Annotated in this window: 17 protein-coding genes; 14 read left to right on the top strand and 3 right to left on the bottom strand. The window is 69.9% G+C overall.

Annotation, left to right across the window (positions count from 1 at the left end):
- The 10 genes from ABZZ22_RS24665 to ABZZ22_RS24620 form a co-directional block, all read left to right on the top strand.
- The coding region (locus tag ABZZ22_RS24665; protein WP_354937364.1) for a hypothetical protein at positions 1-367 on the top strand (367 nt) is incomplete at its 5' end.
- Positions 368-542: 175 nt separating this feature from the next.
- Positions 543-863 (top strand): integration host factor, actinobacterial type, encoded by a 321-nt coding sequence (gene mihF / locus ABZZ22_RS24660; RefSeq protein ID WP_292647840.1) that lies wholly within the window; start codon positions 543-545, stop codon positions 861-863.
- Complete coding sequence (gmk, locus tag ABZZ22_RS24655) at positions 860-1,495, top strand: guanylate kinase (protein ID WP_292647843.1); 636 nt, start codon at positions 860-862, stop codon at positions 1,493-1,495. Before mihF ends, gmk begins: the two co-directional genes overlap by 4 nt.
- A gap of 7 nt (positions 1,496-1,502) precedes the next feature.
- A complete protein-coding gene (gene rpoZ / locus ABZZ22_RS24650; RefSeq protein ID WP_292647846.1) occupies positions 1,503-1,829 on the top strand; it encodes a DNA-directed RNA polymerase subunit omega in 327 nt (108 codons plus the stop codon).
- Between the two features lie 69 nt (positions 1,830-1,898).
- The gene (gene coaBC, locus ABZZ22_RS24645; protein WP_354937359.1) at positions 1,899-3,110 is read left to right on the top strand and encodes a bifunctional phosphopantothenoylcysteine decarboxylase/phosphopantothenate--cysteine ligase CoaBC; all 1,212 of its coding nucleotides are present in this window, start codon (positions 1,899-1,901) and stop codon (positions 3,108-3,110) included.
- A 127-nt stretch (positions 3,111-3,237) separates the two neighbouring features.
- On the top strand, positions 3,238-4,437 hold the full coding sequence (metK, locus tag ABZZ22_RS24640; protein WP_354937356.1) for a methionine adenosyltransferase: 1,200 nt from the start codon (positions 3,238-3,240) through the stop codon (positions 4,435-4,437).
- Positions 4,438-4,649: 212 nt separating this feature from the next.
- The gene (locus ABZZ22_RS24635) at positions 4,650-6,719 is read left to right on the top strand and encodes a primosomal protein N' (protein ID WP_354937353.1); all 2,070 of its coding nucleotides are present in this window, start codon (positions 4,650-4,652) and stop codon (positions 6,717-6,719) included.
- 67 nt (positions 6,720-6,786) lie between these two features.
- Positions 6,787-7,332, top strand: a complete 546-nt coding sequence (gene def, locus ABZZ22_RS24630) for a peptide deformylase (protein WP_354937351.1) — start codon at positions 6,787-6,789, stop codon at positions 7,330-7,332.
- Positions 7,332-8,252, top strand: coding sequence for a methionyl-tRNA formyltransferase (gene fmt, locus ABZZ22_RS24625; protein WP_354937348.1), 921 nt, complete (start codon positions 7,332-7,334; stop codon positions 8,250-8,252). The genes def and fmt overlap by 1 nt, the downstream gene beginning before the upstream one ends.
- Entirely contained in the window at positions 8,236-9,699 is a 1,464-nt protein-coding gene (locus ABZZ22_RS24620) for a transcription antitermination factor NusB (protein ID WP_354937345.1), read from the top strand. The genes fmt and ABZZ22_RS24620 overlap by 17 nt, the downstream gene beginning before the upstream one ends.
- A gap of 23 nt (positions 9,700-9,722) precedes the next feature.
- On the opposite strand, the gene ABZZ22_RS24615 is transcribed toward ABZZ22_RS24620, so the two are convergent.
- Complete coding sequence (locus tag ABZZ22_RS24615; protein ID WP_354937342.1) at positions 9,723-10,466, bottom strand: AAA family ATPase; 744 nt, start codon at positions 10,464-10,466, stop codon at positions 9,723-9,725.
- A 78-nt stretch (positions 10,467-10,544) separates the two neighbouring features.
- Here ABZZ22_RS24615 and ligD point away from each other — a divergent pair, with 78 nt between their 5' ends.
- The gene (gene ligD / locus ABZZ22_RS24610; RefSeq protein WP_354937339.1) at positions 10,545-11,543 is read left to right on the top strand and encodes a non-homologous end-joining DNA ligase; all 999 of its coding nucleotides are present in this window, start codon (positions 10,545-10,547) and stop codon (positions 11,541-11,543) included.
- A gap of 19 nt (positions 11,544-11,562) precedes the next feature.
- On the opposite strand, the gene ABZZ22_RS24605 is transcribed toward ligD, so the two are convergent.
- A complete protein-coding gene (locus tag ABZZ22_RS24605) occupies positions 11,563-13,824 on the bottom strand; it encodes an acyltransferase family protein (protein WP_354937336.1) in 2,262 nt (753 codons plus the stop codon).
- Positions 13,825-13,920: 96 nt separating this feature from the next.
- Complete coding sequence (locus tag ABZZ22_RS24600; protein WP_354937333.1) at positions 13,921-14,802, bottom strand: PD-(D/E)XK nuclease family protein; 882 nt, start codon at positions 14,800-14,802, stop codon at positions 13,921-13,923.
- 160 nt (positions 14,803-14,962) lie between these two features.
- Here ABZZ22_RS24600 and ABZZ22_RS24595 point away from each other — a divergent pair, with 160 nt between their 5' ends.
- The 3 genes from ABZZ22_RS24595 to arc all read left to right on the top strand — a co-directional run bounded on the left by ABZZ22_RS24595 (position 14,963) and on the right by arc (position 19,082).
- Positions 14,963-16,132, top strand: coding sequence for a site-2 protease family protein (locus ABZZ22_RS24595; protein WP_354937330.1), 1,170 nt, complete (start codon positions 14,963-14,965; stop codon positions 16,130-16,132).
- A gap of 47 nt (positions 16,133-16,179) precedes the next feature.
- Positions 16,180-17,169, top strand: coding sequence for a tRNA (adenine-N1)-methyltransferase (locus tag ABZZ22_RS24590; protein ID WP_354937327.1), 990 nt, complete (start codon positions 16,180-16,182; stop codon positions 17,167-17,169).
- A 149-nt stretch (positions 17,170-17,318) separates the two neighbouring features.
- Entirely contained in the window at positions 17,319-19,082 is a 1,764-nt protein-coding gene (arc, locus tag ABZZ22_RS24585) for a proteasome ATPase (RefSeq protein ID WP_354937324.1), read from the top strand.
- The last annotated feature ends 112 nt before the right edge of the window (positions 19,083-19,194 follow it).

Raw genomic sequence — 19,194 nt, 5'->3', positions numbered from 1 at the left:
CGCCGCATCAGCACGCTCCACGACCTGCACTGGTAGCGACGGATGCAGAGGTCACGGCCTCAGCGCGTGCGCAGCCATCCTTGGCCAGGCCCGAGTCGAGGACCTCGAGCGCAACGCACCTGAGGACATCAGGAAGGACTGGAAGACGCTCAACACCGCGATCTCCGGACTCAGCGGCGCCTTGAAGGAAGCTGGTGTCAGCGCCGACGACTTCGACAACGGAGAGCCGCCGGAGGGGGTCTCCGCGGCCGAGGCGAAGAAGATCGCCGACGCGGCCACGCAGGTGAGCAGCACGAAGACACAGGAGGCATCCGTACGCGTCCAGCAGCAGGCGCGAGATGTCTGCCACACCTCGCTGACCCTGTGAACCGGCTGGAAACCAGATGGACGCGAGTTAGGCGACCCCGATTGCCGCTGCGGCAACGTAATGGCTAGATTGGCGCGAGCGCTTATTTCAGCGCTCAGCCGGGGGGCTCGATCCCTAGTACCGCGCGACCCGGTTGCCCTGTCGACTACATACTTGAACGTGAAAGGGAGTCTTCGTGGCTCTGCCTCCGGACATCACCCCTGAACAGCGCGCTGCCGCGCTGGCGAAAGCCGCGGCGTCGCGCCAGGAGCGGGCTGCTGTCAAGAACAAGGTCCGCACTGGCGGCATGTCCGTCGCCGAGGTCATCGAGGAGGGGAAGAAGAACGAGGTCGTCGGCAAGATGAAGGTCATCGACCTGCTCACCTCCCACCCCGGCCTCGGTGAGGTGCGGGCGACCCAGATGATGGAGCGTCTCGGCATCGCGATGAGCCGCCGTGTGCAGGGCCTCGGCCCCAAGCAGGTGGCCGCGTTGGTCGAGGAGTTCTCTCGGCGATGAGTCTGATGACGGACGAGAAGACCACGGCTGGAGCGGGCGAGAGCCAGGAAAACCGACTGGTCGTCCTTGCCGGCCCGACCGCGGTCGGCAAGGGCACCGTCTCCGCAGCGGTACGTGACGGCCACCCCGAGGTCTTCTTGTCCGTCTCGGCGACGACCCGGAAGCCTCGCGAGGGCGAGGTCAACGGGGTGCACTACCTGTTCGTCTCCGACGAGGAGTTCGACGCCATGATCGCCGGCGGCGAACTCCTGGAGTGGGCCACGGTCCACAACATGGCGCGCTACGGCACCCCTCGCGGCCCCGTCGACAAGGCGCTGGCCGAGGGTCGCCCGGCGATGCTCGAGATCGACCTGCAGGGCGCCCGGCTCGTGCGCGAGACCATGCCCGAGGCCATCTTCGTGTTTCTGGCCCCGCCGAGCTGGGAAGAGCTCGTCCGTCGACTGGTCGGTCGTGGCACCGAGACCGAGGCAGAACGCGAGCGGCGTCTGCAGACGGCGCGGGTCGAGCTGGCGGCGGAGAAGGAGTTCGACGTCACCATCGTCAACCACGAAGTTCATCAGGCAGCCGATGAGTTGGTAACCTTGATGACGCTCGGGCTTCCGAGCAAGAAATCCGACCAAGCCGACAAGTGAGGCTCACGTGGCTGCCCCTCAGATCGACGCCCAGGGCGTGACCAACCCCTCGATCGACGACCTGCTGACGAAGACCGACAGCAAGTACAAGCTGGTTCTCTACAGCGCCCAGCGGGCTCGCCAGATCAACGCCTACTACTCGCAGCTCGGGGAGGGCCTGCTGGAGTACGTCGGCCCCCTCGTCGACACCCACGTCCAGGAGAAGCCCCTCTCTATCGCGCTGCGCGAGATCAACGAGGACCTGCTGACCTGCGAGGACATCGACCCGGCCGAGCTGGCTGCTCAGGCCGCTGCTCAGGCGGCTGCTGCCCAAGCGCCCGCCGCCGAAGCCTGATCCTCAGGTCTTCCGCTGTCCACCAACAGCACCACCCCGGCCGCCGCTCTCGACGAGCGGCGGCCGAAAGTGGTCTTAGGGGTCGCCGGCGGCATCGCCGCCTACAAGGCGGCCGAGCTGCTGCGCCGGTTCACCGAGTCCGGCCATGACGTGACCGTGGTCCCCACGGCCTCCGCCCTCGAGTTCGTCGGCGCCCCCACCTGGGCGGCGCTGTCGGGCAAGGAGATCGCCACCGGCGTCTTCGAGAACATCACCGAGGTCCCGCACGTACGCATCGGGCAGCAGGCCGACCTCGTCGTGGTCGCGCCCGCGACCGCCAACACGCTCGCCCGCGCGGCCCACGGCCTCGCGGACGACCTGCTCAGCAACGTACTTCTCACCGCGCGCTGTCCGGTCGTGTTCGCCCCGGCGATGCACACCGAGATGTGGGAGCACCCAGCCACCCAGGCAAACGTGGCCACGCTGCGCGAGCGCGGCAACATCGTGATCGAGCCCGCCGAGGGCCGGCTGACCGGTAAGGACACCGGCAAGGGCCGACTGCCCGAGCCGGCCGAGATCTTCGAGCTCTCCCGTGCCGTGCTCACCCACGGCGGCCGAGCGGACCTCGCCGGTCGTCACGTCGTGGTCTCCGCCGGCGGCACCCGCGAGTACCTGGACCCGGTCCGCTTCCTCGGCAACCGGTCCTCCGGGCTCCAGGGCTACGCGATCGCTCGTGCGGCGGCCGCCCGTGGGGCCGAGGTCACCTTGGTCGCCGCGAACGTGACCCTGCCCGACCCGGCCGGCCTGAAGGTCGTACGTGTCGGCACCACCGCCGAGCTGCGCGACGCCGTGGTCTCCGCGGCCGCAGGTGCGGACGCGGTGGTCATGGCCGCCGCCCCGGCCGACTTCCGCCCGACGGGGGTGAGCGAGGCCAAGATCAAGAAGGCCGCCGACGTGTCGGCGCCGACGATCGAGCTGATGCAGAACCCGGACATCCTGGCCGAGATCTCCCACCACCGCACCAAGCCGAGGCAGATCGTGGTGGGCTTCGCGGCCGAGACCGGCGACGAGACCGGCTCGGTGCTCGATCTGGCCGCGGCCAAGCTGAAGCGGAAGGGCTGCGACCTGCTCGTCGTCAACGACGTCAGCGGCGGCGCCGTCTTCGGCAGCGAGGTCAACAAGGCTGTCATCCTGGGGGCCGACGGCGGCCACGTCGACGTCGCCGAAGGGGCCAAATCCGCTCTTGCCGAGGTGATCTGGGACCAGATCGTCTTACGAATGGATGAACACCCCACAAACTGACGACACGCCACGCGCCACGATGAGGACCAGCCCAACGGTCCTGGGGTTCGGGGTCTATGTTTGTCGACCAGAACGTCTGACGTTTCTTACCTGAACACCCACACGAACCTGTGAAACGGAGCTACACGTGACCGGACGTCTCTTCACGTCGGAGTCGGTGACCGAGGGGCACCCGGACAAGATCGCCGACCAGATCAGCGACACCGTGCTCGACTACCTGCTCGAGCACGACCCCAAGAGCCGGGTGGCCGTCGAGACCCTGCTCACCACCGGGCTGGTCGTCGTGGCCGGCGAGGTGACCACCGACGCCTACGCGCCGGTCGCTCAGCTCGTGCGTCAGAAGATCCTCGACATCGGCTACGACTCCTCCCTCAAGGGCTTCGACGGTCACTCCTGCGGTGTGCAGGTCGCCATCGGTGCGCAGAGCCAGGACATCGCCCAGGGTGTCGACACCGCCGAGGAGCACCGCCTCGACAGCTCGGTCGACGAGCTGGACCTGCAGGGCGCGGGCGACCAGGGCCTGATGTTCGGCTACGCCTGCGACGACACGCCCGAGCTGTTCCCGCTGCCGATCAAGATGGCGCAGACGCTGGCCGAGAAGCTGACCGCGGTTCGCAAGGACGGCACGCTGGACTACCTGCGTCCCGACGGCAAGACCCAGGTCACGATCGAGTACGACGACGAGGGCCGCGCCGTCCGTGTGGACACCGTCGTCCTCTCGACCCAGCACTCCGAGGAGACCACCCAGGAGCAGCTGCACGCCGACATCACCAAGTACGTCATCGAGCCCGTCCTCGAGCAGTTCAAGGCCTCGGTCCCCTTCGACGGCTACAAGCTCCACATCAACCCGACCGGACGCTTCGTTGTCGGCGGCCCGATGGGCGACGCCGGACTGACCGGCCGCAAGATCATCGTCGACACCTACGGCGGCATGGCTCGCCACGGCGGCGGCGCCTTCTCCGGCAAGGACCCCTCGAAGGTCGACCGGTCGGCCGCGTACGCCATGCGCTGGGTGGCGAAGAACATCGTCGCCGCGGGCCTGGCCCGTCGCGCCGAGGTCCAGGTCGCCTACGCCATCGGCAAGGCCCAGCCCGTCGGTGTCTTCGTGGAGACCTTCGGCACCCACACCGTGCCCGAGGCCAACATCCAGAAGGCCGTCCTGGAGGTCTTCGACCTCCGCCCGGCCGCGATCCTGCGCGACCTCGACCTGCTCCGCCCGATCTACGCCAAGACCGCTGCCTACGGTCACTTCGGCCGCGAGCTCCCCGAGTTCACCTGGGAGCGCACCGACCGTGCCGACGCGCTCAAGGCTGCCGCCGGGGCCTGACACGCCGCACCGCCTTTCGCCGAGTCGGCGCGTTCTAACGCGCCGACTCGGCGTGGTTCTGGGTCAGGACGAGCCGAAGTCGACTGTTGATCTCGACCCGCTTCGCGGGTTCGCAAGCTCACCCGCTTCGCGGGTTCGATCTCCTCCCGTTTGCCCGACGCAAGCGCCGGGCAAGGCTCGGATGTCGGCGCGGGCTGGTAGGAATGTCGGTTGTGAGCCGGGGACCGCAGGAGGCAGCCGGGGCAGCCGAGCTGGAGCTGCCCGGGCTGGTTCGCGACCGGGTGAAGGAGGGGCGCGCGAAAGCCGCTGCCACCCGGGCGCGGAAGGCCGCGGAGGCGTCCGTCGCCGAGGTCGATCCCGTCGCCAAGGTCCTGGTCGACCTGCCGATGGCCCACCTGGACAAGCCGTTCGACTACGCGGTCCCGGTCTCGATGGCCGAGGAGGCGCGCCCCGGGGTGCGGGTCAAGGTGCGGTTCGGGCCCAAGGACGTCGACGGCTACGTCGTGGCGCGGGCGGAGGCCTCCGAGATCGCCAACCTGCAGCCGCTCAAGCGGGTGGTGAGCTCGGAAGTTGTGCTCACGTCGCAGGTGGCCGCGCTGAGCGACTCGGTCGCCCGGCGTTACGCGGGTGCCCGGGCCGACGTGCTTCGGCTCGCGGTCCCGCCGCGGCACGCCTCGACCGAGAAGGAGGCGTCCTCGGCCGCCCCCGCCGGGCATCGGTTCGACGCCGCCGCTGCTGCGGCGGCGTGGGCCGGCCACGAGCCGGCGGCCGCGTTCCTGCGACATCTCTCCTCCGGCGGCGCCCCGCGCGCGGTCTGGCACGCCGCGGCCGGCAGCGACCACGCCGACCTGATCGCTCACGCGGCCGCCGCGACGCTGGACTCCGGTCGCGGCGCGCTGGTCGTGGTGCCGGACTGGAAGGATCTCGCCCGTCTCGACGCGGCGATGACGAAGGTGCTGGGGGAGGGGCAGCATGCCGTGCTGGCCGCCGACGCCGGCCCGGCCCAGCGCTACCGGGAGTTCCTGCGGGTCTCCCGGGGCGCGGTCAAGGTGGCGATCGGCACCCGCGCGGCCGCCTTCGCGCCGGTGCACGACCTGGGCCTGGTGGTCGTCTGGGACGACGGCGACGACCTGCTCGCCGAACAGCGTTCGCCCTATCCGCACGCTCGCGACGTACTGCTCCTGCGAGCCGAGCAGGAGCAGGCGGCCGCACTCGTGGGCGGCTTCTCCCGGACCGTGGAGGCCGGTTTCCTGACCGAGACCGGCTGGGCGCAGGAGATCCGACCGACGCGCGCCCTGGCCAGGCAGCGAGTGAGCATCGAGATCACCGGTGACACCGACTTCGACCTCGAGAAGGACCCGCTCACCCGTGCGTCCCGGGTGCCCCGCGAGGCCCACGAGGTGATCCGCGCCGCCCTCGCCGCCGGACCGGTCCTGCTGCAGACCCCGCGCCGGGGCTATGCCGCCTCGCTGGCCTGCGACCGATGCCGTACGCCGGCCAGGTGTCCTGCCTGTCAGGGGCCGCTGCAGCTCCGCGGACCGGCCGCGCCCCCGACCTGCGGCTGGTGCGGTCACACCGAGACGGCCTGGGCGTGTGGTGCCTGCGGCGGGTTCGGGCTGCGGGCCCCGATCATCGGCGAGGCGCGTACCGCCGAGGAGATGGGCCGATCCTTCGCCGGCACTCGAGTGGTGACCTCCTCGGCCGGTGCGGTCAGGCAGACCGTGCCGGACGCGCCGGCGATCGTGGTCGCGACCATCGGCGCCGAGCCCGTCGCCGACGGTGGGTATGCGGCGGTGCTCCTGCTCGACACCTGGCTGCTGCTGGGGCGACCGGACCTGCGCACCGACGAGGAGGCGCTGCGGCGGTGGAGCAACGCCGCCGGGCTGGTGCGCCCAGGCGGGCGGGTGCTGGTCGTCGGTGACCCCGCGCTGCCGGTGCTGCAGGCGCTGGTGCGGTGGGACCAGCCCGGGTTCGCCCAGCGGGAGGCGTCCGCACGGCAGGAGGCCCACCTCCCGCCGGCATCGAGGCTGGCCACCATCACCGGAACGCCCGGCGCGCTCGACGACGCGCTCACCCTGCTGGCACTGCCGCAGGGCGCCGAGGTGCTGGGCCCGGTCCCCGCCGAGCCGACCTCCACCGGAGACCCGCGGCTGCGCGCGGTCGTACGGGTGCCGCGCACCCTCGGGACCAAGCTCACCGAGGCGCTCGGGGAGCTGCAGCGGGTGCGGTCGGCCCGCAAGCTCGACCCCGTCCGGGTCCAGGTGGATCCGCCGACGCTCTGAGCGGATCTGGGCCTGGCCCTCAGCCCACGTATTGTGGTCCCGACACGCTCGACCACCTAGGAGAACAGTGGCAGTCCAGCCCATCCGACTCTTCGGCGACCCAGTGCTGCGCAAGCCAGCGATCGAGGTCGTCGACTTCGACAAGGAGCTGCGCAAGCTCGTCGCCGATCTGACCGACACCATGCTCGAGGCGCCCGGCGCCGGGCTGGCCGCTCCGCAGATCGGGGTGAGCCTGCGGGTCTTCACCTGGTACGTCGACGGCGAGGTCGGCCATCTGGTCAACCCGAACCTGACCCTGTCGGATGAGACTCAGGACGGTTCAGAGGGCTGCCTGTCGCTGCCCGACCTAACCTTCGACTGCCGCCGCGCCCTGTCGGTGGTGGCGAAGGGCTTCGACATGCACGGCGAGCCGGTCACGATCGAAGGCTCCGAGCTGCTCGCCAGGGCCATCCAGCACGAGACCGACCACCTCGACGGCATCCTCTTCATCGACCGTCTCGACGAGGCGGCGCGCAAGGCGGCGATGAAGGAGATCCGGCAGTCGGAGTGGTTCGGCCTGGAGAAGCCGAAGGTGAAGATCTCGCCGCACGCCACGAACGGGTTCGGGTTCTGATGCGGGTCGTCTTCGCGGGCACGCCCGAGGTGGCCGTCCCCTCCCTGGACGCGATCGCAGACTCGCGCCACGAGCTCGTCGGTGTCGTCACCCGGCCCGATGCCGCGCAGGGACGCAGCAAGCGACTGGTGCCCTCGCCGGTGGCCCAGCGGGCCGAGGAGCTCGGGGTGCCGGTGCTCAAGCCGGAGCATCCCCGCGAGCCCGAGTTCCAGGCCGCGCTGAAGGCGCTCGAGCCCGACTGCTGCCCGGTGGTCGCCTACGGTGCGATGCTGCCGCAGTCGGCGCTCGACATCCCGCCCCACGGCTGGGTCAACCTGCACTTCTCGCTCCTGCCGGCCTACCGCGGCGCCGCGCCGGTGCAGCGCGCGGTCTGGGCCGGCGAGGAGATCTCCGGGGCCACCACGTTCCGGATCGTGAAGGCGATGGACGCCGGCCCGGTCTTCGGCACCATGACGCAGGCGCTTGCGCCGGGGGAGACCTCCGGCTCGCTCTTCGAGAAGCTCACCGAGGGTGGCGCCGGGCTACTGGTCTCGACGCTCGACGGGATCGAGGACGGCTCCCTGGAAGCGCGCGAGCAGCCGGCCGAGGGGGTCTCCTACGCAGACAAGATCACCGTCGAGGACGCCCAGGTCGACTGGTCGCAGAACGCGGTCTCCATCGACCGGCAGATCCGCGCCTGCACCCCGGCGCCGGGCGCCTGGACGCTGCTCGACGGCGAGCGGTTCAAGGTCGGGCCGGTCACGATGACCGAGGACACGGCGACGCCCGGGGAGCTGGTCGTCCGCAAGAACGAGGTCCTCGTCGGCACCGGCACGACAGCGGTCCGCCTCGACCGCGTGAAGGCGTTCGGCAAGAAAGAGATGCCGGCGGCGGACTGGGCCCGCGGCGTACGTCTGGAGTCCGGTGTCGCCTTCGAATAGGACACAGCCGGGTAGGCGTTCAGGGGCCGGCAGGGGGCCAAAGGGGCCGCGTCGATCCGGCGCGCGGGGCAGCACCAAGCCCGTCGATCCGGCTCGGCTCGCCGCGTTCGAGGTGCTGAAGGCCGTGCGGGTCGACGAGGCGTACGCCAATCTGGTGCTGCCCCACGTCCTCGGCCGTCTCGGCCTGGAGGGTCGCGACGCGGCCTTCGCCACCGAGCTGGCCTCGGGGACGCTGAGGCAGCAGGGCACCTACGACGCGGTGCTGGCCGCCTGCATCGACCGGCCGCTGGCCAAGGTCGAGGCGAAGGTGCTCGACGTGCTGCGGCTGGGGGCACACCAGGTGCTGTCGATGCGGGTGCCCGACCATGCCGCGATCTCGACCACCGTCGACCTGACCCGATCGAAGGTCGGGCAGGGGCCTGCGGGCTTCGTCAACGCCGTGCTGCGCAAGGTCACCCGCAAGTCCCTCGACGAGTGGGTCGCCGAGGTCGCGCCCGCGCGAGAGAAGGACCACGACGGCTGGGCCGCGGTCGCGTTCAGCCACCCGCGGTGGGTCGTCGAGCGGCTCGCCGAGGCCGTCGGTCGCGATCAGGTCGACGCGCTGCTCGAGGCCGACAACGTGCCCCCGTCGGTCACGCTGGTCGCTCGTCCGGGACGGGTGACGCTCGACGAGCTGGGCGGCACGCCCACGCCCTATTCGCCCTTCGGTGTCACGCTCGAGTCCGGTTCGCCGGCAGGGATCGCCGCCGTCGCGGACGGACGCGCCGGGGTGCAGGACGAGGGGTCGCAGCTCGTGGCCATCGCTCTGGCCGAGGCGGAACTCGACCGGCAGGACTCCGGGACGGAGGCGTGGCTGGACCTGTGCGCCGGGCCCGGTGGCAAGTCGGCGCTGCTGGCCGCGCTGGCAGCGCAACAGGGCGCTGTGCTGGTCGCCAACGAGCGCCAGCCGCACCGTGCCGGACTCGTCCTCGCCAACCTGACCGACCGATCAGCCGGCACGCATGTGGACGGGACCGCCGGAGTCGTGGCGGGCGACGGGACCAGGCCGCCGTTCAAGGACGCGACGTTCGACCGGGTCCTCGTCGACGCCCCGTGCACCGGGCTGGGGGCGCTACGTCGCCGGCCGGAGGCGCGCTGGCGTCGGGCCACGGCCGACCTGGACGTCCTCGTCGAGCTCCAGCGCTCCCTGCTCGACCGGGCGATCGACCTGACCAGGCCGGGCGGTGTCGTACTCTACGCGACCTGCTCGCCGGTCATGGCCGAGACGAAGGGCGTGGTGCAGAGCGTGCTCGAGGAGCGATCCGATGTCACCCTCGAGCCGATCGGCGCCACCGTCGGCACCGTGCCCGACAGCGCCGGGCCGATGACAGGCACCGTGCAGCTGTGGCCACACCGCCACGGCACCGACGCGATGTTCCTGGCGCTGCTGCGGCGCACCCCGGTGTGACCTACCTGGACCCGCGTGAGTTCTCAGTCGAAGATGTGGCGTAGGTAGCGGCGCGGATCGTCGAGGTAGTTGCGCCAGTGGCGTACGAGCTCTAGGTCTTCCCATGTCGTTTCGCGCAGTCCCCAGTTGCCGACCTCGAGAACGGTGGCCCCGGGCATCGCGGCGAGCACGGGGGAGTGGGTGGCACAGAGCACCTGCCCGCCGTCCTGCACCACATTGTCGAGGGTGGCGATCAACCCCATCGTGGACATGAAGGACAGAGCCGCCTCGGGCTCATCGAGGCAGTAGAAGCCGGGGGCGTCGAAGCGGCGCCCCAGCACCTCGAGGAAGGACTCGCCGTGGCTCATCTCGTGGAACTTGGGCTCGCCCCGCGGTGGCGTGGGGAGCTCCTTCGAGTTCTCCTCCATGTACGTGTACCAGCCATGCATCGTCTCCGCACGGAGGAAGAAGCCCCAGCGAGCGGCGCCCAGACCGCGTTCGAGGCGCAGGACTCTGCTCAGCGGTGACTCCGATTCCCGGGTCGTGTGTCGGCTCTGGCTCGAGCCGCCTTCGGGATTGAGGCCGTACGCCATCGCGACGGCCTCTACGATGGTCGACTTTCCTGAGCCGTTCTCACCGACCAGGAATGTGACGCCATCGGCGAGCTCCAGACCCTTCTCGACGAGCTGTGCGACGGCGGGAATGGTCATTGGCCACTCGCCCGGCACCAGCGGTCCGCGCTCGGGGTCTGCCGCAACGCGCACGACAGGAGGCTGGTCGAAGTCCATGCCCTGAATATAGGCGGGGCGGACTCCTCGAGGTCGGTACGAACCCGAGGGGCGCATCCGTGGCCTACGCTGGCGAGCATGGCCAAGGCATCGCCGTCGGTGGAGATCGAGGTGGACAACCGTGTCGTCAGGCTCTCCAACCCTGATCGCGTCTATTTCCCTGAGACCGGTGCGACCAAGCTCGACGTGGCGCAGTACTACCTCGCCGTCGGCCCGGGGATCGTCAACGCCCTGTGGGAGCGCCCGTGCATGCTGCACCGTTTCCCCAAGGGCCTGGAAGGGCCGAAGGTGCACCAGAAGCGGCTGCCGCAAGGGGCGCCCGACTGGGTCGAGACCGTACGCCTCTACTTCCCGCGCTGGGGCCGCACCGCCGACGAGCTCTGCGTGACCGAGCTCGGCGCGGTGATCTGGGCCGTCCAGATGTCGACCGTCGAGTTCCACCCGTGGAACAGCCGCCGCGAGGACACCGAGAAGCCCGACGAGTGGCGCATCGATCTCGACCCCGGCCCCGACTGCCCGTTCTCGACCGTGCAGACCGTCGCCGGCGTCGTCCGCGAGCTTCTCGACGAGCTCGGCGCGGTCGGCTACCCGAAGACCAGCGGCGGCTCGGGAATGCACGTCTACGTCCGGATCCCGGCCGAGCACGGCTTCGCTGACGTACGCCGTGCCGCGCACGCCTTCGCCCGCGAGGTCGAGCGCAGGGCACCCAAGCTGGTCACCACAGCCTGGTGGCGCAAGGACCGTGACCCGGCGCAGCTGTTCGTCGACTTCAACCAGAACACCCGGGACCACACGATCGCTTGCGCCTACTCGATCCGCGGCGTCGCCGACGGCCGCGTCTCCACCCCGATCACCTGGGAGGAGACCAAGGACGTCGACCCGCGCGACTTCACGATGCGTACGGTGCCGGCGCGGTTCGCGGAGATCGGAGATCTGCACGCCGACATCGACGACCATCCGTTCTCGATCGAGCCGTTGCTGGAATGGGCCGACCGCGACGAGAAGACCGAGGGAGTGACCGCGCGAAGCGCGGAGGGTGACGGCGCCGAGACGCCACCGGAGCCCGACGCCGGGTGACCGAGCGCCGCCCTGGGCTTCACCAGACCTTGAGCCGCTCTCCGAGGGTGCGACCGAGCTGCTCGGAGTAGGTCGCGGTGAGGTGATGGCCGTCGCGGTGAGTGATCGTGTCGCCGACGACCGTGGTGCAGATGCCGGCGCTGTCGCAGAACATGTCGTCGAGATCGAGAGTCTCCACCCGGGCCGACTTGGCCGCCTGCATCTGCAGGTCGGCGCCGTCCTGCTGGCTCGCGAGCGGCTTGTAGGTGCAGGGCGAGAGCGTCTTGTTGCTGCTCAGGCAGGTGGCCGGGTCGAACTCGATCGCCGGCACGTCCCGTAGCCACACGGTGCGCTTGGCGGCCGGCTTCACCTGGGCCAGCAGACGCTGGTAGCCGCGGTAGACGGCGCGGCGTACGTCCGCGCGGTCGGTGTGGCGGCCGGCGGAGTCGTGGTAGGCGGCGCTGATCGGGCGCGAGGAGATCAGGAGCAGGTCGGGGCGGAGCTTCTTGACCGTCGAGAGCATGAAGTCGTGGAAGTCGTCGCAGGAGGTCATCGGGTCGGTGCTGTCGAGCTTGTCGGGTGTCACCAGGGAGACCGTGCACTGGGGCATCGCCAGCATGTAGGCCCGATAGCCGGAGCGTTCGGCGATCTCCTCGAGCGCGGGCGTCCAGTGACGGGCGTGGGAGTCGCCGATGACCACGATCGTCTTCTCGGCGTCTGCATCTCCGCGCGGGCACAGCTTGCGCACCTTCGTCGAGTAGTAGTTGCACTCGCCGACCGACTCCACGTCGTCGGAGAGGTTGGTGAGCCCGGGCTTCAGGTTGGTTGGGATCGGCTGGTTCTTGCGGGCCGCGAGCACCGAGGCCTTCAGCAGCGAGGGGAGCGGGTCGGGGTCCTGCGGCTTGGCGGCGGGCGGTGCGGCGCTCGATGTGGGGCTCGATGTGGGGCTCTTGGGCTGACTGGACTGACTGGGTTTCCTCGACCGCTCGGCGGAGGCGTCGGCCTCGGCCAGGGTGATGGCCGGCTCGTAACCGTCACGCGCGGTTCCGGTGGCGTAGGTGTTGGCCGCGAAGCAGGTCACCGCGACCAGGGTGATGCTCAATGGATAGAGCGCCACGGGGCCGAGCGTCCCGGCGCGTCCGAAGGCCGGGCGCTGCCACAGGATGCCGCGCCGGAAAGGCTCCTCGACGAGGCGGTAGGAGAGTCCCGCCAGGCCGAACGCCAGCGCGACGAGCAGCACCTGCTCCCACCAGTGCAGCTCGCGGCCGAGCTGCAGCTCGGCGAGGACGAGCACCGGGAAGTGCCACAGGTAGAGCGAGTAGGACCAGTTGCCGATGACCTGCAGCGGCCGCACCGAGAGCAGCCGACCGACCACCGTCGGGCCGTGCCATAGCGTCCCGGCCACGATGATGAAGACGCTGCCGAGCACCGGGACGAGCGCCGGTGTCCCCGGGAACGGGGTGGCGTCGTTGAACTGCAGGCACGCGCAGAGGATGAAGAACATCCCGAAGGCCGACAGCACCTGCGCCCGCCAGCGCGCGGTGGCGTCCTGAGGCCCGTTGTCGCGGAACGCGATCGCCGCGATCGCACCGAGGCCGAGCTCCCAGGCGCGGGTGAACGGGGAGAAGTACGCCGCCTCCGGGCTGGTCCGGGTCAGCACCGCGGAGGCGAGCAGCGATGCCACGATGCCAACGCCCAGGGCGATGACCAGCACCCGCCGGCGCGCCCGCTGGTCGCGCGGATCGAGCTCGTCGGCACCTGCCCGGCGCTTCATCGCCCACAGGCACCCCAGGATCACCAGCGGCCACACGAGGTAGAACTGCTCCTCGACCGCCAGGGACCAGAAGTGCTGCAGGGGCGACGGCGGCAGCGCGGCCGAGAAGTAGTCGGTCTCCAGCGATGCGAACCGGAAGTTGGCGGCGAACGCTGCCGACCACAGCGCGTCGAGGGCGATCTCGCGGGTGCGTACGAAGCCGAGGAAGAGGGCGGCGTAGACGACCGTGGCCAGCAGGACCAGGGTCGCGGCAGGCAGGATCCGGCGGGCCCGGCGCGCGTAGAAGCCGAGCAGGCTGATCCCGCCCTCGGTGCGCACCTGCCGCATCAGCTGCTGGGTGATCAGGAAGCCGGAGATCGCGAAGAAGACATCGACGCCGACGAATCCGCCGGTCAGCGATCCGAACCCGACGTGCACCGCGACGACCGCGAGCACCGCGATCGCGCGGAGCCCCTGGATGTCGGGCCGATGCCGAGACTGGTTCGCGCCCCCGGTCGGCGGGCCTGTCGAGACCACGAGCAGCCGCACCTCCCTCAGCCAAGCACACCCGTCACATCCGTCGCGACGATAACTCGCGCAACCGGTCGATCCTGGTAGACGCGCCTAGCGCGGGCGCCGGCGCCCCTAGTCCAGGTCGACGTCGTCGCCTGCGGAGACAGGGCCCGGGATCGCCGGCAGCGGGGGAGAAGTGCCCCCGAAGGAGGGGCACAGCGACTTGTGAGCACACCAGTCGCACAGCTTGCCTGGGTTCGGCAGCCACTCGCCGGTCTCCTGGGCGAGGCGGATCGCTCGCCAGATCGCCTCGGCCTTGCGCTCGGTCGCCAGCAGGTCGTCCTCGTCGGGCACGTAGCGAAGGATGTCGCCGCTGCCCAGGTAGATCAGCTGGAGCATCGCCGGCACGATCCCGCGGGTGCGCCAGATCACCAAGGCGTAGAACTTCAGCTGGAACAGCGCCTTCGCCTCGTACGCCTCGCTGGGCACGCGGCCGCTCTTGTAGTCCACCACTCTGATCCGCCCGTCGGCGGCGACGTCGACGCGGTCGATGAAGCCCCGCAGGAGCAGCTTGGAGTCGAGCAGCGCCTCCACGTAGTGCTCGCGCTCGGCGGGCTCGAGGCGGCGCGGGTCCTCCAGGTCGAAGTAGCGCCGCAGCACCTGGCGGCACGAGTCCAGCCAGCCCTCCTCCGCGCCGTCGGCCCCCGAGGTGAACAGGGTCGCGAGCGACGGGTCGAGGCTGCGTACGTCCTCCCATGCCTGCTCCACCATCGATCTCGCCTGCCGGGGCGTGCGCTCGGGAGCGGGCAGGTCGAAGAGGTCCTCGAGGACCTTGTGCACCACGGTCCCGCGCGCGGCCGCCTCCGAGGGCGGCTCGGGGAGCCGGTCGATGGTGCGGAACCGGTAGAGCAACGGGCACGAGGTGAAGTCGCTCGCACGGCTCGGCGAGAGCGAGCCCAGCACGTTGACGCCGTCAACCGGGGTCGACTGTGCGTCGGCTGGTGAGGTGCTCATGAGGGCGACACTATTGGCAGGCACCGACATCCGAGCCTGCCCGGCCCTTGCGCCGGGCAACGGGAGGAGGTCGAGCGGGTCGAGACCTGGGCGCGCGCCGAGGAGACATGCCCACTGGGTCGGCGCCGCCCCGCAACCGCCGCTCAAGTACGCTCGGAACGTGGCAGACCCCGACCCACGCCCCGACGGCGACAAGCCGGTCGAAGCGGCGCCCGCCTCTCGCGTCCCGGGCACGATCAAGGTCGGCTCCATCGCCGGCAGCGCCGTCCTGGTGACGCCGTCCTGGTTCCTGATCGCGGCACTGATCGCCTGGCTGATGGCGCCCCAGATCGAGGCCGTGGAGCCGGGCCTGGGCCCGCTGGCGTACGTCGCGGGCTTCGTGTTCGCGATCGTCCTCTACGGCGCGGTGCTGCTGCACGAGGCGGCCCACGCGGTCGTCGCCAGACGCCTGGGCTATCCCGTGGGTGTGATCATGCTCCACTTCCTCGGTGGCGCGACCGCCGTCGAACGCGAGGCGAAGCGCCCGCGCGACGAGTTCTGGATCGCCGTCGTCGGTCCGCTGGCCTCGCTGGCCGTCGCTGCCGCTGCCTTCGGCGTCTCCTTCCTCACCCCGGAGGGCCTGATCGGACTGTTCATCACGGGGCTGTGGGTCACCAACCTGTTGGTGGGCGTGCTCAACCTCGTCCCCGGCCTGCCCCTCGACGGCGGCCGGATGCTCAAGGCCGGCGTATGGAGCGCGACCGGCAACATCAACCGCGGCAGCATCGTTGCCGGCTGGGCTGGGCGGGTGCTCTCGTTCGTCGTGCTGCTGTGGCCCTTCATCCAGGGCCAGATCTTCGGTATCGAGCCCCGCCTCACGAGCTACGTCCTCGCCGTGATCATCGGCGTCTTCCTCTGGAGCGGTGCCTCCGCGGCGATCACGTCGGCGAAGGTACGCCTCCGGCTCCCGCTCCTCGTCGCCCGCGACCTCGCCCGCCGCACCCTGGCCGTGCCCGCCGATCTCCCGCTCTCCGAGGCCGTACGCCGCGCCCACGAGGCCGAGGCCGGCAGTATCGTCACCGTGACCAGCGGCGGAGAGCCGATCGGTCTCGTGCACGAGGGCGCGCTGCTGGCGACGCCGGAGGACCGCCGCCCGTGGATGGCCACCTCGACGGTCACCCGCCGGCTCGAGGATGGCCTCACCCTTCCGGCCGACATCGACGGCGAGGAGCTCATCCAGGCGATCTCGAAGGCCCCGGCCCCCGAATACCTCCTGGTCGAGCCGGACGGCTCGATCTACGGCGTACTCGTGACCTCCGACGTCGACGCGGCCTTCCGCGCGGGGGCATAGGGATCGCGGTTTGCCGGGTTCGCCCGGGAAACGGATAACCTCGGCGGGTGGCAAGCGCTGATATCCCAGACATTCCGGTAGAGGCCCGAGCGGGCGTGCACCGAGGGCCGCTCCGTGAGGGCGAGTGGGTGCGGCTGACCGACACCAAGGGTCGCCGCCACAACTTCGAGCTCGTCGCCGGCAAGCGCTTCTTCTCCAACAAGGGCCACATCGACCACGACGAGCTGATCGGCCGCGAAGAGGGCTTCACGGTCACCGCCTCCACCGGCGGTGAGTACCTGGTCTTCCGCCCGCTGCTGAGCGAGTTCGTCGTCTCCATGCCGCGTGGTGCCGCCGTGGTCTACCCGAAGGACGCCGCCCAGATCGTCGCGATGGCCGACATCTTCCCCGGTGCCTCCGTGGTCGAGGCCGGGGTCGGCTCCGGCGCCCTGACCTGCTCGCTGCTGCGCGCGGTCGGACCCTACGGCAAGGTGACCTCCTTCGAGCGTCGTGAGGAGTTCGCCGAGGTCGCCCGCAAGAACGTCGACCAGTTCTTCGGCACGCCGGCGGGGGAGACGCACCCCAACTGGTCGCTCAACCTCGGCGACCTCCAGGAGGAGCTCCCGCGCCAGCAGATCCGCTGCGACCGGCTGATCCTCGACATGCTCGCCCCGTGGGAGTGCATCGACGCCACCGCCGACGCGCTCTATCCCGGCGGCATGGTCTGCGCCTACGTCGCGACCACCACGCAGCTGTCCCGTTTCGTCGAGACGGTCCGCGCCCACGGCGGCTTCACCGAGCCGCAGGCGTGGGAGACGCTGGTACGCGACTGGCACGTCGAGGGCCTCGCGGTCCGGCCGGGTCACAAGATGATCGGCCACACCGCCTTCCTGGTGACGGCGCGAAAGCTCGCGCCCGGCGAGCGTGCGCCCCGCAAGACGCGGCGACCTGCTCCCGGGGCGTACGGGCCTGACTACAAGGGCCCGCGCCCGGCCGACATGCCGGCTCCGGAGCCTGTCGCCGAGGTGCTTCCCGAGGACGACAGCGAGCTGGACTGAGTCCGCTCCGCGCCGGTCCGGATATTCCGGCGTGCCACGGGTCGACACGAACTCGGCCGAAGTCGAGCGAATGTGTCCAACACCGGTAAATCCTTCACCTCTCCTACCCCTCACCCTTGTAGGGTCGAGGCAGTAGAGGAGGTGTGCTGATGTCGACATCCGATGGATTCCAGTCCGAGGGGCGCAGCCCCGAGGAGCTCGAGAGTCATGTCCGTTTCCTTGAAGCTGAGGTGACCGACCTGCGGCACAGGCTGACCGAGATGCCCGGATCTTCGCGTGGCCTGGAGGCGAGGCTCGCAGACGCGCAGCGCTCCCTGGCCGCCGTGACGTCGCAGAACGAGCGACTCACCGTGACGCTTCGGGACGCCCGAGACCAGATCATCAAGCTCAAGGAGGAGGTCGACCGGCTGGCACAGCCGCCAGCAGGCTTCGGCACGTTCCTGGAGCGCAACGAGGACGACTCGATCGACGTCTTCACCGGTGGGCGCAAGCTCCGGGTGACCGCATCGCCCAACGTCGACCTCGACGACCTGCGCTACGGCCAGGAGGTCATGCTCAACGAGGCGCTCAACGTCGTCGCCGCGATGGAATACGAGAAGGTCGGCGAGGTCGTGATGTTCAAGGAGCTGCTCGCCGACGGCGAGCGCGTCCTGGTCATCGCCAACGCCGACGAAGAGCGGGTCGTACGTCTCGCCGACCCACTTCTCAACGAGACCCTCCGCGCCGGCGACTCGCTTCTTCTGGAGCCGCGCAGCGGCTATGTCTATGAGAAGGTCCCGAAGTCCGAGGTCGAGGAGCTCGTCCTGGAGGAGGTGCCCGACATCGCCTACGAGTCGATCGGTGGCCTCGCCGGCCAGATCGAGCAGATCCAGGACGCGGTCGAGCTTCCCTACCTCTATCCCGAGCTCTTCATCGAGCACCGGCTCAAGCCACCGAAGGGCGTGCTGCTCTACGGCCCTCCGGGCTGCGGAAAGACCCTGATCGCGAAGGCTGTCGCCAACAGCCTGGCGAAGAAGGTCGCCGCCAAGACCGGCGCCGACGGGAAGTCCTACTTCCTCAACATCAAGGGCCCCGAGCTTCTCAACAAGTACGTCGGCGAGACCGAGCGCCACATCCGTCTGGTCTTCCAGCGTGCTCGTGAGAAGGCCGCGGCCGGCACCCCGGTGATCGTCTTCTTCGACGAGATGGACTCCCTGTTCCGCACGCGTGGCTCCGGCGTCTCCTCCGACGTCGAGAACACGATCGTGCCGCAGCTCCTCTCCGAGATCGACGGTGTCGAGGCGCTGGAGAACGTGCTGGTCATCGGTGCCTCCAACCGTGAGGACATGATCGACCCGGCGATCCTGCGTCCGGGCAGGCTCGACGTGAAGATCAAGATCGAGCGTCCCGACGCCGAGGGCGCTCGCGACATCTTCACGAAATACCTCGTGCCCGACCTGCCCCTGCACCCCGGCGATGTCGCCGAGTTCGGTGGCGACCGTCAGGCGACCGTCGACGGCCTGATCCGCACCACCGTCGAGCGGATGTACACCGAGTCCGAGGAGAACCGCTTCCTGGAGGTCACCTACGCCAACGGTGACAAGGAGATCCTCTACTTCAAGGACTTCAACTCCGGCGCGATGATCCAGAACATCGTCGACCGGGCCAAGAAGATGGCCATCAAGGACTTCCTCGACTCCAAGCAGGACCAGAACCAGAAGGGCCTGCGGGTGCAGCACCTGCTCCAGGCCTGCGTGGACGAGTTCAAGGAGAACGAGGACCTCCCCAACACCACCAACCCCGACGACTGGGCCCGCATCTCCGGCAAGAAGGGCGAGCGGATCGTCTTCATCCGCACGCTCGTCACCGGAAAGCAGGGCACCGAGCCTGGCCGTTCGATCGAGCAGGTGTCGAACACGGGTCAGTACCTGTAAAGCGTCGCATCGCCGACGTCGGCCTGCCACCTGCGGAAGCAGGTGAACCTCGCGACCTACCGCTACTCCGGGGGCAGCCTCCGCTGGACCTGGCCGGACCCGGTCAAGCGCG

Source organism: Nocardioides sp. NPDC006273 (assembly GCF_040613495.1).
In the GTDB taxonomy this organism is placed as follows: domain Bacteria; phylum Actinomycetota; class Actinomycetes; order Propionibacteriales; family Nocardioidaceae; genus Nocardioides.
Note: the sequence above shows the minus strand (reverse complement) of the source record. Positions and strands in the feature narration are given on the sequence as shown.

What these genes read in the sequence shown, in the direction of transcription:
- ligD (WP_354937339.1), top strand. Translation starts at nt 10,545, where the DNA reads ATGGCCAAGGCATCGCCGTCGGTGGAGATCGAGGTGGACAACCGTGTC.
- gmk (WP_292647843.1), top strand. Translation starts at nt 860, where the DNA reads ATGAGTCTGATGACGGACGAGAAGACCACGGCTGGAGCGGGCGAGAGC.
- fmt (WP_354937348.1), top strand. Translation starts at nt 7,332, where the DNA reads ATGCGGGTCGTCTTCGCGGGCACGCCCGAGGTGGCCGTCCCCTCCCTG.
- ABZZ22_RS24600 (WP_354937333.1), bottom strand. Translation starts at nt 14,802, where the DNA reads ATGAGCACCTCACCAGCCGACGCACAGTCGACCCCGGTTGACGGCGTC.
- arc (WP_354937324.1), top strand. Translation starts at nt 17,319, where the DNA reads ATGTCGACATCCGATGGATTCCAGTCCGAGGGGCGCAGCCCCGAGGAG.
- ABZZ22_RS24615 (WP_354937342.1), bottom strand. Translation starts at nt 10,466, where the DNA reads ATGGACTTCGACCAGCCTCCTGTCGTGCGCGTTGCGGCAGACCCCGAG.